Origin of the sequence: Streptomyces sp. HM190 (genome assembly GCF_009857135.1) — a bacterium.
In the GTDB taxonomy this organism is placed as follows: domain Bacteria; phylum Actinomycetota; class Actinomycetes; order Streptomycetales; family Streptomycetaceae; genus Streptomyces; species Streptomyces heilongjiangensis.
On record NZ_CP047318.1, the window covers coordinates 1,815,639 to 1,831,430 of the forward strand.

Annotated in this window: 14 protein-coding genes and 1 pseudogene; 7 read left to right on the forward strand and 8 right to left on the reverse strand. The window is 71.3% G+C overall.

The genetic code is table 11. The features are described from left to right. Positions 1-37: 37 nt before the first annotated feature. On the forward strand, positions 38-577 hold the full coding sequence (locus tag GSY65_RS07435) for a YbhB/YbcL family Raf kinase inhibitor-like protein (protein WP_159766558.1): 540 nt from the start codon (positions 38-40) through the stop codon (positions 575-577). A gap of 153 nt (positions 578-730) precedes the next feature. Beyond that, complete coding sequence (locus tag GSY65_RS07440) at positions 731-1,237, forward strand: HNH endonuclease (protein WP_159766559.1); 507 nt, start codon at positions 731-733, stop codon at positions 1,235-1,237. 79 nt (positions 1,238-1,316) lie between these two features. On the opposite strand, the gene GSY65_RS07445 is transcribed toward GSY65_RS07440, so the two are convergent. The 3 genes from GSY65_RS07445 to GSY65_RS07455 all read right to left on the reverse strand — a co-directional run bounded on the left by GSY65_RS07445 (position 1,317) and on the right by GSY65_RS07455 (position 3,791). Further along, the gene (locus GSY65_RS07445; protein ID WP_159766560.1) at positions 1,317-2,264 is read right to left on the reverse strand and encodes an SPFH domain-containing protein; all 948 of its coding nucleotides are present in this window, start codon (positions 2,262-2,264) and stop codon (positions 1,317-1,319) included. Between the two features lie 158 nt (positions 2,265-2,422). Further along, positions 2,423-2,854, reverse strand: a complete 432-nt coding sequence (locus GSY65_RS07450) for an NfeD family protein (RefSeq protein WP_201452470.1) — start codon at positions 2,852-2,854, stop codon at positions 2,423-2,425. A 145-nt stretch (positions 2,855-2,999) separates the two neighbouring features. Then, positions 3,000-3,791, reverse strand: coding sequence for an ABC transporter ATP-binding protein (locus tag GSY65_RS07455; RefSeq protein WP_159766562.1), 792 nt, complete (start codon positions 3,789-3,791; stop codon positions 3,000-3,002). Positions 3,792-3,940: 149 nt separating this feature from the next. Between GSY65_RS07455 and GSY65_RS07460 the strand changes: the two genes are divergently transcribed. After that, entirely contained in the window at positions 3,941-4,723 is a 783-nt protein-coding gene (locus GSY65_RS07460; RefSeq protein ID WP_159766563.1) for a hypothetical protein, read from the forward strand. A 220-nt stretch (positions 4,724-4,943) separates the two neighbouring features. On the opposite strand, the gene chpE is transcribed toward GSY65_RS07460, so the two are convergent. The 3 genes from chpE to GSY65_RS07475 all read right to left on the reverse strand — a co-directional run bounded on the left by chpE (position 4,944) and on the right by GSY65_RS07475 (position 7,130). Continuing rightward, a complete protein-coding gene (chpE, locus tag GSY65_RS07465; protein WP_099968636.1) occupies positions 4,944-5,192 on the reverse strand; it encodes a chaplin ChpE in 249 nt (82 codons plus the stop codon). 158 nt (positions 5,193-5,350) lie between these two features. After that, on the reverse strand, positions 5,351-5,992 hold the full coding sequence (locus tag GSY65_RS07470; protein WP_159766564.1) for a response regulator: 642 nt from the start codon (positions 5,990-5,992) through the stop codon (positions 5,351-5,353). After that, entirely contained in the window at positions 5,985-7,130 is a 1,146-nt protein-coding gene (locus GSY65_RS07475; protein ID WP_159766565.1) for a GAF domain-containing sensor histidine kinase, read from the reverse strand. Before GSY65_RS07475 ends, GSY65_RS07470 begins: the two co-directional genes overlap by 8 nt. A gap of 291 nt (positions 7,131-7,421) precedes the next feature. Here GSY65_RS07475 and GSY65_RS07480 point away from each other — a divergent pair. Further along, positions 7,422-7,887, forward strand: a pseudogene (locus GSY65_RS07480) (S-adenosylmethionine:tRNA ribosyltransferase-isomerase); the annotation flags it as partial. 297 nt (positions 7,888-8,184) lie between these two features. Beyond that, positions 8,185-8,853, forward strand: coding sequence for a transglycosylase SLT domain-containing protein (locus tag GSY65_RS07485; protein ID WP_159766566.1), 669 nt, complete (start codon positions 8,185-8,187; stop codon positions 8,851-8,853). A 94-nt stretch (positions 8,854-8,947) separates the two neighbouring features. Here GSY65_RS07485 and GSY65_RS07490 read toward each other — a convergent pair whose 3' ends face one another. Next, positions 8,948-11,467 (reverse strand): ABC transporter ATP-binding protein/permease, encoded by a 2,520-nt coding sequence (locus GSY65_RS07490; protein WP_159766567.1) that lies wholly within the window; start codon positions 11,465-11,467, stop codon positions 8,948-8,950. A 241-nt stretch (positions 11,468-11,708) separates the two neighbouring features. Between GSY65_RS07490 and GSY65_RS07495 the strand changes: the two genes are divergently transcribed. Both GSY65_RS07495 and serB read left to right on the forward strand, forming a co-directional pair. Then, a complete protein-coding gene (locus GSY65_RS07495) occupies positions 11,709-13,700 on the forward strand; it encodes a streptophobe family protein (protein ID WP_159766568.1) in 1,992 nt (663 codons plus the stop codon). 171 nt (positions 13,701-13,871) lie between these two features. Beyond that, positions 13,872-15,083, forward strand: a complete 1,212-nt coding sequence (gene serB, locus GSY65_RS07500) for a phosphoserine phosphatase SerB (RefSeq protein ID WP_055524299.1) — start codon at positions 13,872-13,874, stop codon at positions 15,081-15,083. A 131-nt stretch (positions 15,084-15,214) separates the two neighbouring features. On the opposite strand, the gene GSY65_RS07505 is transcribed toward serB, so the two are convergent. Then, a complete protein-coding gene (locus tag GSY65_RS07505; protein ID WP_159766569.1) occupies positions 15,215-15,733 on the reverse strand; it encodes a SixA phosphatase family protein in 519 nt (172 codons plus the stop codon). Positions 15,734-15,792 lie beyond the last annotated feature (59 nt).

Below are 15,792 nucleotides of genomic sequence, written 5' to 3' on the forward strand. Positions count from 1 at the left end.
CTGAACCAACCCACAGGATCCACCAGGAGGTACCGAGGTGACCGAGCCGAAGAGGCCGCCCCTCCCCCACGATTTCCATCCGGTCGTGCCGTCCTTCACGGTCACGAGTGAGGACGTCGAGCCGGGGGCGACCCTCAAGGACGCTCAGGTCTACGCGGCCGGGAACACCTCTCCGCAGCTTCGCTGGGAGGGCTTCCCGCCGGAGACCAAGAGCTTCGCCGTGACCTGCTACGACCCGGACGCCCCCACGGGCAGCGGGTTCTGGCACTGGGTCGTGTTCGACATCCCGGTGTCGGTGACGGAGTTGCCGACCGGTGCGGGATCGGGGAAGTTCGAAGGGCTGCCCGAGGGCGCGGTGCAGGTGCGCAACGACTACGGGACGCGTGACTTCGGTGGGGCCGCCCCGCCGCCCGGTGACCCGGCACACCGTTATGTGTTCACGGTGTACGCCGTGGACCAGGAGAAGCTCGGTCCGGATTCCGACGCCTCGCCCGCCGTGGTGGGATTCAACCTCCGTTTCCACACGCTGGCGCGTGCCCAGCTCATCGGGGAGTACGCCGCGGTGGCGGAAAAGTAGCGAAGTCGGACGTTCATTGAACGTTTGCCCGCCTCTGGTCTTGGAAGTGATCAGAGGCGGGCATTTTTTATTGCGTTGTCCATCTCGGCGTGCCCGGCCACAGTTGATCCAAGCCTGCCGGGGGGTGGGCTGGTGCACAGGAGGTGGGCTGGGATGCGGGACACGCTGGTACTGAACGCGAGCTTCGAGCCGCTGTCGACGGTGACGCTCAACCGGGCCGTCGTTCTGGTGCTGCAGGACAAGGCCGTCGTCGAGCAGACCCACCCCGAACTGCGCATGCGCGGAGCCGCGGTCGACATACCGGCGCCCCGGGTGATCAGGCTCTGCCGGTACGTCAGGGTGCCGTTCCGAAGACAAGCGCCGTGGTCGCGGCGGGGTGTGCTGGTCCGGGACAGGCACAGGTGCGCGTACTGCGGCAGACGGGCGACGACCGTGGACCATGTGGTGCCGCGGTCCAAGGGCGGATCGGACAGCTGGCTGAACACGGTCGCGTCGTGCGCGGAGGACAACCACCGCAAGGCGAACCGGACTCCGGACGAGGCGGGCATGCCGCTGCTGCGGCAGCCGTTCGAGCCGACGCCCGCGGACGCGATGCTGCTGTCCCTGGGACATGACGACTTCGACGCGCTGCCGGACTGGCTGTCGCAGGGCGCCGCGTAACCGGCATCACGCAGCACTGTCGTACGTACGGCGACGGGCCCGCTCTTCCTCGGGGAAGGGCGGGCCCGTCGCCATGTCTCTAGTCGATGGCGGGCTTCTCGCGGCGGTCGGCGCTGCCGTCGGCCGGCTTGGGGACGGTGGGACCGCCGCCCAGGTTGCCGAAGTTGCCCATGGCGCCGGAGAGGCCCTTCAGTGCGTCACCGATCTCGCTGGGGACGATCCAGAGCTTGTTGGCGTCGCCCTCGGCGATCTTCGGGAGCATCTGGAGGTACTGGTAGGAGAGGAGCTTCTGGTCCGGGTCACCGGCGTGGATGGCCTCGAAGACCGTGCGCACGGCCTGGGCTTCGCCCTCGGCGCGCAGGGCGGCGGCCTTGGCCTCACCCTCGGCGCGCAGGATCTGGGACTGCTTCTCGCCCTCGGCGGTCAGGATCGCCGCCTGGCGCGTACCTTCGGCGGTGAGGATCGCGGCACGCTTGTCACGGTCGGCGCGCATCTGCTTCTCCATCGAGTCCTGGATGGAGGTCGGCGGCTCGATCGCCTTCAGCTCGACGCGGTTGACGCGGATGCCCCACTTGCCGGTCGCCTCGTCGAGGACGCCGCGCAGGGCCGCGTTGATCTCCTCGCGGGAGGTCAGGGTCCGCTCCAGGTCCATGCCGCCGATGATGTTGCGGAGCGTGGTGACGGTGAGCTGCTCGATCGCCTGGATGTAGCTGGCGACCTCGTAGGTCGCGGCGCGTGCGTCGGTGACCTGGTAGTAGATGACCGTGTCGATGTTCACGACCAGGTTGTCCTGGGTGATCACCGGCTGGGGCGGGAACGGCACGACCTGTTCGCGGAGGTCGATGCGGTTGCGGATGGAGTCGATGAACGGGACCACGATGTTGAGTCCCGCGTTGAGGGTGCGGGTGTAGCGGCCGAAGCGCTCGACGATGGCGGCGCTCGCCTGTGGGATGACCTGGATGGTCTTGATCAGGGCGATGAAGACCAACACCACCAGAATGATCAGGACGATGATGATCGGTTCCATCGTTCGCTCCCCGTGCCCTTCTCCGCCGTGGCGCCTGTGGAAGATCTTATGCCTGTTTGCCTGTTGAGGATCTTGCTCGTCGAGTCTGGCAGAACAGCGGCTGCCAGGTGGGGCGTTCGGTGCATTGCGTGGTCACGTCGTGACCGTGTCGTACGAGGTCACATGACGATCGCGGTGGCCCCTTCGATCTCCACCACGTCGACTTCCTGGCCCACCTCGAAGGTGAGTCCGGAGTCGAGCGAGCGGGCGGACCAGATCTCGCCGCCGAGCTTGATGCGGCCACCGGAGCCGTCGACCCGTTCCAGGACGACGGCCTGCTTGCCCTTCAGGGCGTCGATGCCCGTGGCGAGTTCGGGCCGCCCGGCTCTGTGGCGGGCGGCCACGGGCCGTACGACGGCGACGAGCGCCACGGACACGACGGCGAACACGACCACTTGGAGGACGACCCCGCCGCCCAGCCCTGCGGTCACGGCGCCGGCGACGGCGCCCAGGGCGAGCATGCCCAGTTCGGGCATCGCGGTCACGACGAGGGCGACCCCGAGCCCGGCCGCGCCTATCAGCCACCACACCCACGCGTCGATGCTGTCCACAACGTCCATGGTAGGACCGGGATCGCCCCGCCGACAGAGCGCAGGGTCAAAGATCGCTTACAGCGGATCCGCCAAGTCGGTTGCGTCCGGCCCTGGTTGTGGGGCCAGGACGCCCGACTGGCGGATCGGCGGGAGAAGTCGGAGGTCAGGTGAGGGGCAGGCCCTGGGCCGTCCAGCGCTCGCCGACCTGCTCGACGACGAGCGGGAGACCGAAGCAGAGGGAGAGGTTGCGGGAGGTCAGTTCCAGCTCCAGGGGGCCCGCGGCGAGGACCTTGCCCTGACGGATCATCAGGACGTGGGTGAAGCCCGGGGGGATCTCCTCGACATGGTGCGTGACCATGATCATGGAGGGGGCGATGGGGTCGCGGGCGAGGCGGCCGAGGCGGCGGACGAGGTCCTCGCGGCCACCGAGGTCGAGGCCGGCGGCGGGCTCGTCGAGGAGGAGGAGCTCGGGGTCGGCCATCAGGGCGCGGGCGATGAGGGTGCGCTTGCGCTCGCCCTCCGAGAGGGTGCCGAACTTGCGGTCGACGAACTCGGTCATGCCGAGGCGGTCGAGGAAGGCGCGGGCGCGGAGCTCGTCGATCTCCTCGTAGTCCTCGTTCCAGGTGGCCGTCATGCCGTACGCGGCGGTCAGCACGGTCTGCAGGACGGTCTGACGCTTGGGGAGCTTCTCCGCCATGGCGATGCCGGCCATGCCGATACGCGGGCGCAGTTCGAAGACGTCGACCCGGCCGAGGGTCTCGCCGAGGATCGTGGCGCTGCCCTTGCTGGGGTAGACGTAGCTGGACGCGACGTTGAGGAGGGTGGTCTTGCCGGCGCCGTTCGGGCCGAGGATGGCCCAGCGCTCGCCCTCCTTGACCGACCAGGAGACCTGGTCCACCAGAGCCCGGCCCTCGCGGACCACGGATACGTCCTCCAGCTCCAGAACATCGCTCATGAGCGCGCTGTCTCCCCTTGCAGTGTCGGCCTGTCTCGGCTGTCGCGTACGCCTCGGTTGGAGCCACCGCCGGGTGGGCGCAGCCCTCAGGGAAATCTACGCCACCGGCCGGGCCGTCCATTCCATCGGTCGGTCCTTAGGGTGGGGGCATGCTCTCGGAACCGCGTTCAGGACGCCTTGCCGCATGGGGAAATGCACTTCTTGCCGGACTTGTCTCTCCGGATGACGCGGTGCTCGCGATCGTCGGGGAGGACGCGGTGCATCGGGTGGAAGGGCTTCCCGGCGAGTCGCGGCCGGTCGGGCTGACGCTCGCGCTCGGGCGACTGCGGGCGCTGGGGGTGACGGGGTTGCGGGTGGCGCTGCCGGCGCCGGGGCATCCGTTGGGTCTCAGTGGGCCGCCGGAGTTCAACAAGCGGGCGCTGGAGGCGGAGGAGGCCGTGGTGTGCCGCGGGGGCGCGCTGGGGCTGGTCCCGGAGGTGTACGCGGCGGGCCCCTCGGGCGACGAGCACGTCGACGTGGTCTGGCACTGTCTGGAGGTGCGGGAGGCGCCGCCCGCCGACGTGCCGTCCCTCGGGGAGGCGGAGCGGGAGCTGGCGGAAGCGCTGCGGGACGCGACGGCCGTGCTGTCCCGGTTGGACGTGGCGGCGTCGGGCCCCGTGGCGGAGGCGGCGATCGACGCGTACCGGGCGCGGGCCGAGCGGGGGCGTGAGGTGCTCGCGCCGGGTTATCCGCCGCGGGCCGTCCGGGTGCTGGAGCTGGCGCAGCGGGTGGGTTTGCTGATCTCGCTGGCGTACGAGAACGGGCACGGGGCTGCGGTGAGCGCGTCCGAGATGGCGTCCCGGGGGGCCGCGCTGCGGCCGGTGGAGCGGACGGCCCGGCGGGCGCAGGTGGCGGCGTACAACGCGTTCGTGGAGGAGCGGGAGCGGGGGTAGTGCGCCCCGGCGCCCCTGCGCATCAACGCGCTGGCGCACCGGCGCACCGGTCGAGGAAGTCGACCATCGGGGACAGGTCGGACCGGTCGGCCGAGCCTCCGGGTTCACCGGCCGCCGACGGGAAGCGCCGACCGGGAGGCTCCGGCGCCGCGGACATGACTGACCGGCCTTCCGGAGAGGTCTGGAAGGCCGGTGGTCACTGGTGCTCCGGGGGGGAACGTCAGTGGTTGACGCCCAGGTTGCCGAAGGCCGGGTTCAGGATGCCCACCACGCTGACGCTGTTGCCGACCACGTTGACCGGGATGTCGATCGGGGCCTGGATGACGTTCCCCGAGATGACGCCCGGCGAGCCGACGGCCTTGCCGCCCGCGTGCGCCCCGCCGTCGGTGGCGGAGGCCATGCCGGCACCGGCGGCGACGAGGCCACCGGCCACCATCGTGACAGCGGCGGCCTTCTTCAGGTTCTTCACTTCTGAGCCCTTCTTCGCGATCACTGCGGCGGTCGCTCGCAGCACGCACTGAAGAACGGCGGGGCTCCACCGAGGATGCGCCATTCGGAGGACATACACCCGACGGTATGAATCTCACACCGGAGGGGAACCTTCCGGGTTGGCCGACGATCGGCAGATCATCCGGTCACACCGTGGCGCACCGCCCACAGCGCGGCCTGGGTCCGGTCCGTCAGGTCGAGCTTCATGAGGATGTTGGAGACGTGGGTCTTGACCGTCTTCTCGGACAGGACCAGGGCGCGGGCGATCTCCCGGTTGGAGCGGCCGTCGGCGATCAGGCCGAGCACCTCGCGCTCCCGCTCGGTGAGCGAACCGCCTCTGCCCTGACCGGAGCCGGCCTCCTCCTGGGAGAGGAGCACCCCTGCGACCTCCGGCTGGAGCAGGATGTGTCCGGCGTGCACGGAGCGGATGGCGCCGGCGAGGGCGTCGGGGTCCACGTCCTTGTAGACGTACCCGGCGGCGCCCGCGCGCAGGGCCGGGACGACGGTGCGCTGCTCGGTGAAGCTGGTGACGATGAGCACGCGCGCGGGGTTGTCGAGTTCGCGGAGTCTGCGGAGCGCGTCGATGCCGTCCATGCCCGGCATCTTGACGTCCATGAGGACGACGTCGGGGCGGAGTTCCTCGGCGCGGGCGACGCCCTCGGCGCCGTCGGCGGCCTCCCCCACGACCTCGATGTCGTCCTGCACCTCCAGGAAGGTGCGCAGGCCGCGGCGGACCACCTGGTGGTCGTCGACGAGCAGCACTTTGATCGCGTCAGCCACCGGGGACCTCCATCTCGATCGTGGTGCCCTTGCCGGGCGCCGATTCCACGGTCAGCGAGCCGCCGACCCCGCTCGCCCGGTCCCGCATGGAGACGAGGCCGAGGTGGCGTCCCGCACGGCGGACGGCCTGCGGGTCGAAGCCGCTGCCGTCGTCCGTGACCCGCAGCACCGCGCCGGGGCCCCGGCGTTCCAGGGCGACGTCGACGTGCGCGGCGTCCGCGTGGCGCAGGGCGTTGTGCAGGGCCTCCTGGGCGACGCGGAGCATGGCCTCCTCCTGGGCCGCCGGCAGCGCGCGGGCGCCGCGCGCGGAGAAGGTGACGCGGGCGCTGTGGGCGCGGTCGAGGACGTGGACCTGGGTGCGCAGGGTGGCGGCCAGCCCGTCCTCGTCGAGTCCGGCGGGGCGCAGTTCGACGACGGCGGCGCGCAGCTCGTCCGCGGCCTCGGCGGCGAGGGCGGCCACCTGCTGCAGCTCGCCCTTGGCGCGGGAGGGGTCGCGGTCGACCAGGGCGGCCGCCGCCTGGGCGGTCAGCCGAAGGGAGAACAGCTTCTGGCTGACGGCGTCGTGCAGCTCGTGGGCGAGGCGGGAGCGCTCCTCGGCGATGGTCAGCTCGCGGCTGCGCTCGTAGAGGCGGGCGTTGGTCAGGGCGATCGCCGCGTGCTGGGAGAGGATCGACAGCAGTTCCTCGTCGTCCTCGGTGAAGCCGCAGCCGCCCCCCGGTGGGGCGCAGCGCTTGTTGGCGAGGAAGAGGGCGCCGATGACCTCGTCGCCGTCGCGGATGGGCAGGCCGAGGAAGTCCACCAGGTCGGGGTGGGCGGTGGGCCAGCCCTCGAAGCGCGGGTCCTCGCGGACGTCGGCGAGACGCTCCGGGGTGGCCTCCTGGAGCATCGCGGCGAGGATGCCGTGCTGGCGCGGGAGGGGGCCGATGGCCTTCCACTGCGCTTCGGTGACGCCGTCGACGACGAACTGGGCGAAGCCGCCGTGGTCGTCGGGGACGCCGAGGGCCGCGTACTCGGCGTCGAGCAGCTCGCGGGCGGAGGCGACGATCGTCTTCAGGACGTCCCGGACCTCCAGGTGTCTGCTCATGGCCAGCAACGCGGAACTGACCGCCGCGAGACCCGAGCGGGGACCTTGACTCATGGGATCACCGTACCGGCGGGGCCGAGAGCGCGGATCGGACCACCGGCGGCTTCCCTGGGCCCCCGGACCTAGGTTCTGGGCCTACGACCGGGCCTAGGACCCGGGGCCCCGACCGGTGGCCCAGGGAGAAGGACCTTGGCGGACCGGGGCCCGCGTACGAGGCGGTGGGGAGGGCCGGGTTCCTACGGTGGGATCACCGCCGGCCGGAGCGGGCGGCGGCGGGCGACGAGGGGACGATGTCATGCCGGTGGCGATCATCACGAGGGCTTCCAAGGACCTGGGACGGGCGCTGGGGGGCAGTTCGCGCCCGTCACCCTGCACACGGGGGTCGCGTCGGCGGAGGCGCCGCGAGCCGCCGTACCCGGAGCGGTTCGCTGTGCCGGAGGCGTCGGCGCGGCTGATCAACGCGGTCAGGGCGGGTGACGGGCGAGTGGTCGCCGTGGGAACGACGGCGGTGCGGGCTGTGGAGTCCGCGGCCGGTGCCGACGGTGTCGTACGAGCCGGTGGCGGGTGGACGGATCTGGTGGTCACTCCGGAGCGGGGGGTGCGGATGGTCGACGTGCTGGTGACCGGGCTGCACGAACCACAGGCGTCGCATCTGCTGATGCTGGAGGCGGTCGCGGGGCGGGCGGCGGTTCAGCGGGCGTACGAGGAGGCGGCGGCGGGGTGCTGCGTGTGGCACGAGTTCGGCGACGCGCATCTCGTCCTGCCCCCTCAGACAGCTCACCCTGCGCATTGCTCCAGCAACCGCATGTGAAACGGTGGCGCTCCCGATGTGAGGCCGGGCATAGGGCCCACATCACGTACGAAGCTCTCTAGGAGAGGGATAAGCCCGGTTTGAACGGGACAGACGTGTTGTTCTGTCCCGTTTTGCCGCTTCCGCGTCCACTAAGCGGCATCGTACGTCACACCTTTGCCACGCGATTTTGCGGCCGCTAAGAATTGCTTCCGTCGCTCGGCGCCGTGGGTTTCCGCCCACGGCGCTTGTGCTGGAAAGCAAGGTCCCCACCCGGCCGAGAGCGACCTCCGCGCTACTCGAAGAGGTCCATCACTCATGTCGCAGAACGCCAAGAACCCCGGTCACAGTCGCGTGCTGTCCAAGGCCCACAAGCTCTCGTTCGCCGGAGTGGCCGCCGTCGGCGCCGCCGCCGTCGCGTTCTCGCTGGTGCCCGCCGAGGCTCAGACCACCACGAAGACGGTTTCCGCGGCGCCGGTGGCGTTCAGCCAGAGCCCGGTCCACGCGGTCAAGGCGAGCGTCGTCGACCAGGCGGCCGACGCCGAGAAGAAGGCCGCCGTGGTCGCCGCGCAGCAGAAGGCCGCGCAGGAGCGTGCGAAGAAGGAGGCCGCGAGCCGGTCCGCCAAGCGAGCCGCGCAGGTCAAGGCCGCCGCGGCCAAGAGCTACCCGGACAACCTCGACGGGTGGATCCGCGAGGCGCTCGACATCATGAAGAAGCACAAGATCCCGGGCACGTACCACGGCCTGCACAAGAACATCATGCGGGAGTCGTCGGGCAACCCGAACGCCATCAACAACTGGGACATCAACGCCAAGAACGGCGTCCCCTCGATCGGTCTGCTCCAGGTCATCAAGCCGACCTTCGACGCCTACCACGTCCCGGGCACCGCGTGGAGCCAGTACGACCCGGTCGCCAACCTGACGGCCGCCGCGAACTACGCGGCCGACCGCTACGGGTCGATCGACAACGTCAACAGCGCTTACTGAGGTCGGCGCGGACCCCGGTGAAGCGTCGAAGGGCGGCACCCCCTGGTGGGGTGCCGCCCTTCGACGTGGGTGCCGGTGTGCTGGTAGGACTAGGTCACTTCCGCATGACCTCGGGCTCGTGGCGGCGCAGGAAGCGGGCCACGAGGATGCCGCAGACGACGCCGATCAGGACCAGGGCGACCATGTCGAAGGCGTAGACGCCGGCCGCGTGGTCCCACAGCGGGTCGGTGTCGCCGGCCTCCTTGGGCGGGCTGATGTTGTTGAAGTCCAGCGTGGCGCCGGCGGCGGCGACCGCCCAGCGCGACGGCATCAGGTACGAGAACTCGTTGACGCCGGGGCTGCCGTGCAGCGCGAACAGGCAGCCGGTGAAGACCACCTGGACGATCGCGAACATGACCAGCAGCGGCATGGTCTTCTCGGCGGTCTTCACCAGCGAGGAGATGACCAGGCCGAACATCATCGACGTGAAGCCGAGGCCCATGATCGGGATGGAGAGTTCGAGCATCACCGCGACCTTGCCGTCACCGAAGATCAGGGCCTCGTCGGGAATGGTCCGGCTGGCGAAGCCGATCGCGCCGACCATGGCGCCCTGGAGCACGGTGACCGTGCCGAGGACGATGACCTTCGACATCAGGTACGCCGAGCGCGACAGACCGGTCGCCCGCTCCCGCTCGTAGATCACCCGTTCCTTGATCAGCTCACGGACGGAGTTGGCGGCGCCCGCGAAGCACGCGCCGACCGCGAGGATCAGCAGCACCGTGGTGGCGGTGCCGTTCGGGACGGGCAGGCCGGTCGCCTTGTTGATGCCCCGGACCAGCAGGTCCCTGTCCGGGTCGATCAGCAGGCTCACCGCGCCGAGCACGGCCGGCAGCACCACCGTCAGCGCCAGGAAGCCCTTGTCCGACACGATCACCGCGAGGTAGCGGCGGACGAGGGTGCCGAGCTGGGAGAACCAGCTCTGCGGCTTCGGCGGGCGCATCGACTGCGGCGGCGGCATGTGCACCGACTGCGGGGCGACGGCGTCGATGTCCGCGGCGTACATCTGGTAATGCTGCGAGCCCTTCCAGCGGCCCGCCCAGTCGTAGTCGCGGTAGTTCTCGAAGGCGGAGAACACGTCGGCCCAGGTCTCGTAGCCGAAGAAGTTCAGGGCCTCCTCGGGCGGGCCGAAGTACGCCACCGAGCCGCCCGGCGCCATCACCAGCAGCTTGTCGCAGATCGCCAGCTCGGCCACCGAGTGGGTGACCACGAGGACCGTGCGGCCGTCGTCGGCGAGGCCGCGCAGCAGCTGCATGACGTCGCGGTCCATGCCCGGGTCGAGACCGGAGGTCGGCTCGTCCAGGAAGATCAGCGACGGCTTGGTCAGCAGCTCCAGGGCGACCGAGACACGCTTGCGCTGGCCGCCGGAGAGGGACGTGACCTTCTTGTCCTTGTGGATGTCGAGCTTCAGCTCGCGCAGCACCTCGTCGATGCGGGCCTCGCGCTCGGTGGCCGTGGTGTCGGCCGGGAAGCGGAGCTTGGCCGCGTACTTGAGGGCCTTCTTGACGGTCAGCTCCTTGTGCAGGATGTCGTCCTGCGGGACCAGACCGATGCGCTGGCGCAGCTCGGCGAACTGCTTGTACAGGTTCCGGTTGTCGTAGAGGACGTCGCCCTGGTTGGCGGGGCGGTAGCCCGTGAGCGCCTTGAGCAGGGTGGACTTTCCGGAGCCGGAGGGGCCGATGACCGCGATGAGGGACTTCTCGGGGACGCCGAAGGAGACGTCCTTGAGGATCTGCTTGCCGCCGTCGACGGTGACGGTCAGATGGCGGGCGGAGAAGGAGACCTCACCGGTGTCGACGAACTCCTCGAGGCGGTCCCCGATGATGCGGAACGTCGAGTGGCCGACGCCGACGATGTCGTTCGGGCCGAGGAGTGCGGTGCCGCCCTTGGCGATCGGCATGCCGTTGACGAACGTGCCGTTGTGGGACCCGAGGTCGCGGATCTCGAAGCGGCCGTCGGGCGTCGCGTGGAACTCGGCGTGGTTCCGGGAGACCTGCAGGTCGGAGACGACCAGGTCGTTCTCCAGGGCACGACCGATGCGCATCACCCGGCCGAGGGCCAGCTGGTGGAACGTGGTCGGGCTGCGGTCGCCGTACACCGGCGGCGCCCCCGCGCCACCACCGGGGCTCTGCTGCGGGTGGCCCTGCTGCTGCGGGACCTGTGCCTGCTGCGGCTGCTGCCAGCCCGCCTGCGGCGCCTGCTGCTGCGGTGCCTGCTGGGCGGCGTATCCGGCGCTCGCGCCCTGCGCGGCGTACGGCTGCTGCTGCGGCTGGGACACCGCCGCGGCCGTGCCGGAGAGGCTGACTCTCGGACCGTCGGTCGCGTTGCCCAGGTGCACGGCCGAGCCGGGGCCGACCTCCAGCTGGTGGATCCGCTGCCCCTGCACGAATGTGCCGTTGGTGCTGCCGTGGTCCTCGATCACCCAACTACGGCCGCTGAAGCTGATCGTGGCGTGGCGCCAGGAGACCCTGGCGTCGTCGAACACGATGTCCCCCTGCGGATCACGTCCGAGGGTGTATGCCCTGGACGGATCGAGCGTCCAGGTTTGTCCGTTCAATTCCAGTACGAGTTCCGGCACTCCATGCCCCACTGAGTTGTCCCCCGAGTTACCCCCGTCGCAGGGAGTCTAGGGATGTCGAACATCGGGGGGAACTATTTCAGGCTCGACCCCTTGACCGAAAGTCGGGCCTTGTGAAGAGAAGGCAGGCGGGCGCCGGCCGATCCCGTTGACGGGGTTGAAACCGGGCCGGAGAGTGGTAATCCCACGCGAGGGGGACATCGGCGGTGCAACGCCGCGATGCGGATCGGGGGGTCCGACCATGAGCAACCGGAGTGCCGGCCAGGGCGGGAGCGTGCGGTGGGGGGACGTCCTGTTCTCCGCGGTCGCCACCGTGAGCTGGTCGTTGATCGGGATGGCGGGCACGGCGGCGCTCGGTCTGCATCTGCTGGAGGCCGACGCGGCGGGCGAACTCGGGCCGATGACCGCGGCGCTCGTGGCGCTCGGTGCGGGCGGGTCGGTGACCCCGTCCGGCGATGTGTCCGTCTTCGGGCTGGAAGGAGCCCGGGCCACGACCGCCATCGAGATCACGCCACTGGGGGTCGGCCTCGTGGGGGCGCTCCTGCTGGCCTGGCTCTTCCTGCGCTCGCTGCGCGGCGCGGGAGTTGTCGTCACCGCGGCCGAACTCCTCGCCCGGGTGGGCACGGTGGTCGTCCTCTTCGCGGCGCTGATGGGCGGCCTGGCGTATGCCGGGCAGACCGTGATCACCCTGGACGGCGGCGACCTGGGTCTCGACGAGCTGCCCGGCGGGGGTGACCTGGGCGGTGTCGGGATCCCCGGGCTCGGCGACATCGGGGACCTCGGCGGCCTGCTCCCGGACCGGCTCGGCGGCCTCGTCGGGGCCGACGCGAGGGTGGGCTTCACCGTCGACGCGGCGCCCACGGTGCTGGGCGGCCTGCTGTGGTGCCTCGGGGTGCTGCTGGTCGCCCTGCTGGCCTCGCGCCGCACCCCCCTGCCGCGCGGCCTCGACGCCGTGCACCGGGTGGTACGGCCCGCGGTGTCCTCCGTGGTCGCCGTACTGCTGGTGGCGGTCGCGGCGGGGCTCGCGGCGGCGGCGTACGCGGCGGTCGGTGACCCCCATCCGCGGCGGATCGTCGGGGCGGCCCTGCTCGGAGCGCCCAACGGCGTCTGGCTCGGTGTCCCCCTCGGCCTGTTCGTCCCCTGGGACGGCAGGGCCACGGGAGCGCTCGCGAACCTGCTGCCCGACCCGCTCGACGCACTGCTGCGGGTCGACGCCGACGAACCCGTCACGCTGGGCCGCCTGGCCGAACTGGACTCCAGGGTGTGGCTGTTGGGTGTGGCGGCCGCCCTGATGATGCTGTGCGCGGGGGCCCTGACCGCCGTGCGTACGCCTTTCGCCGGGCGGGGGTCTCCCCCGGCCGACGGGGGTGCGGATGGTGCGGGCGCACGGGGCGGGGGCGCGCTCGGGTTCGCGGGGCGCTGCGCACTTCGGCTGGGTGTGGCGACGGCGGTGGCGCTGCCTCTTCTTGTCCTGCTGACGGAGGTGTCGGTGGACGCGTCGCTGGCCGTGCTCGGCATCGACGCGTTCGACGCGGGCATCGAGCTGCACGGGCGGGCGGCTACGGCTCTCGTGCTGGGCGCGGTGTGGGGTGCGGGTGCGGGCGCCGCCGGGACGCTGCTGGCGTGCGCCACCGGGGCGGCCGGCCGCCGGGTCGCTCCCCTGGCCCTCGGTGCCCTCGGCCCGGCGCCGGCCGCCGGGGTGTCCGCCTCGGCGGGCTCGCCCTCGGGTCCGTACACGCCGGGGACGCCGTACCGGCCCCCGAACCCGGACACCAACCCCTATCTGCGGGTGCCGGAGGGGCTGCTGCGACCGGGGCAGGACGGGGAGGCCGGAGGGGCCGGGGCGGCCGGGGCGGAGCGTGGTGGGAGCGGGCGCAGGGCGGCCGGGGAGGACCGGGGGGCGGGCAGCGAGCGAGAGGTGGCCGGGGAGGACCAGGCGGCGGGACGTGGCGGTGGGCCGGGGCCCGAGGGGCGGCGGCCGCCTGATGTGTACGACGCGCCCACGGTGGCGCGGCGGTTCACGAAGCCGCCTCGCCGACCGGGGCAGCGGCCGGGGCCGGGCGCGGGGTCGGGGTCGGGGGCCGGTGGCGGGTCAGGTGCTGGTGGCGGGTCGAGGGCCGGGGCCGGGCGGTGGCCTGCTCCGCCTCCGCCGCCGGACGAGGGGCCGCCTCCGCCTCCGCCGCCCCCACCGCCCTCACCGGCGCCGCCGGGACCGGGGCCGCGGGGTCGTTGACGGGCCGGGCGCGGAGTGACCGGCGACGGTGGGAGGGGGGATTCCGGGGGTGCCCCGGCGCTTCGTACACGATCCGGTTCCCCGTCGGTCACTGGTAAACCCGGAGTTCTCCGTCCGCTGGGCGGACCTCAGGGGCGCAGGGTGCGGGGTGCCGGATACGGTTGGAGCATCATGAGCGCTTCGCAGACCTCCTCTGACGTCCCCACTCTCCTCGTCAAGATCTTCGGCAAGGACAGGCCGGGCATCACCGCCGGACTGTTCGACACCCTTGCCGCGTACTCCGTCGACGTGGTCGACATCGAGCAGGTCGTCACCCGTGGCCGGATCGTGCTCTGCGCCCTGGTGACCGTGCCGCCGGCCGGTCAGGAGGGCGATCTGCGGGCCACCGTCCACGGCTGGGCGGAGTCCATGAAGATGCAGGCGGAGATCATCTCCGGCCTGGGCGACAACCGGCCCCGCGGTCTCGGCCGCTCGCACGTCACCGTGCTGGGGCACCCCCTGACCGCCGAGTCCACGGCCCGGATCGCCGCGCGGATCACCGCGACCGGCGGCAACATCGACCGTATCTTCCGGCTCGCCAAGTATCCGGTGACGGCGGTGGAGTTCGCCGTGTCGGGCACCGAGCCGGAGACGCTGCGCACGGCCCTGGTGACCGAGTCGGTGGCACTCGGGGTGGATGTGGCGGTGGTCGCGGCGGGGCTGCACCGGCGGGCCCAGCGGCTGGTGGTCATGGACGTCGACTCCACGCTCATCCAGGACGAGGTGATCGAGCTCTTCGCGGCGCACGCCGGATGCGAGAAGGAGGTCGCCGAGGTGACGGCGGCCGCGATGCGCGGCGAGCTGGACTTCGAGCAGTCGCTGCACGCGCGTGTGGCGCTGCTGGAGGGGCTCGACGCGTCGGTGGTGGACAAGGTGCGCAGCGAGGTACGGCTCACGCCGGGCGCGCGCACGCTGATCCGCACACTGAAGCGGCTCGGTTTCCAGGTCGGTGTCGTCTCGGGCGGCTTCACCCAGGTCACGGACGATCTGAAGGACCGGCTGGGGCTGGACTTCGCGCAGGCCAACACCTTGGAGATCGTCGACGGCAAGCTGACCGGCCGGGTCGTCGGGGAGATCGTGGACCGCGCGGGCAAGGCGCGGCTGCTGCGCCGGTTCGCCGCGGAGGCGGGGGTGCCGCTGGCGCAGACCGTGGCGATCGGCGACGGCGCGAACGACCTCGACATGCTCAACGCGGCCGGTCTGGGCGTCGCCTTCAACGCCAAGCCGGTCGTACGGGAGGCCGCGCACACCGCGGTGAACTTCCCGTTCCTCGACACCGTGCTCTACCTCCTCGGCGTGACGCGGGAAGAGGTCGAGGCGGCGGACACGCACGACGAGCAGTGAGCGTCGTCGACAGCGTGTGACGATGCGGGAAGGCCCGGCAGCGCAGTGCTGCCGGGCCTTCGCCGTGCCGTGTGCCGTGTGCGCTGTGCCGTGCGGCGGGACACCGGGGTGCCGGGGTGCCCCCGGGCCGGTTACTCCGTGGGCGCCCAGTAGTCGACGAGGGTGCCGACGCCGGGTTCCAGGCTCTTCCAGGACCCCTCGAAGGTGATCACGGCGTAGGCGGCGGCCGGGAAGTCGCGGCGGCTCATGCGCTCGCGGGCGTTGCCCTCGGAGTGGCCGGCGAGGATCTCGGCGAGCGCTTGGACGCCGGGGTTGTGACCGACCAGGAGGACGGTCTGCGCGTCGTCCGGGGTCTCGTTGAGCAGGGCGATCAGGTCGCCGGGAGAGGCCTCGTAGATCCGCTCCTCGTAGACGGTTTTCGGTCGCTCGGGCAGCTCGTGGACGGCCAGCTTCCAGGTCTCACGGGTCCGGACGGCGGTGGAGCAGAGGGCAAGGTCGAAGGAGATGCCGCTGTCGGCGAGCTTGCGTCCGGCGACGGCGGCGTCCATACGGCCCCGGTCGGCGAGGGGCCGCTCATGGTCGGACACCTGTGGCCAGTCGGCTTTCGCATGCCGGAAGAGGACAATCCTGCGGGGTTCTGCGACGCTCATGGGTCCCAGCTTCGCACGAAACAGGCCATGGGGCGCAGGGAGTTGAAGTGCGGATATCC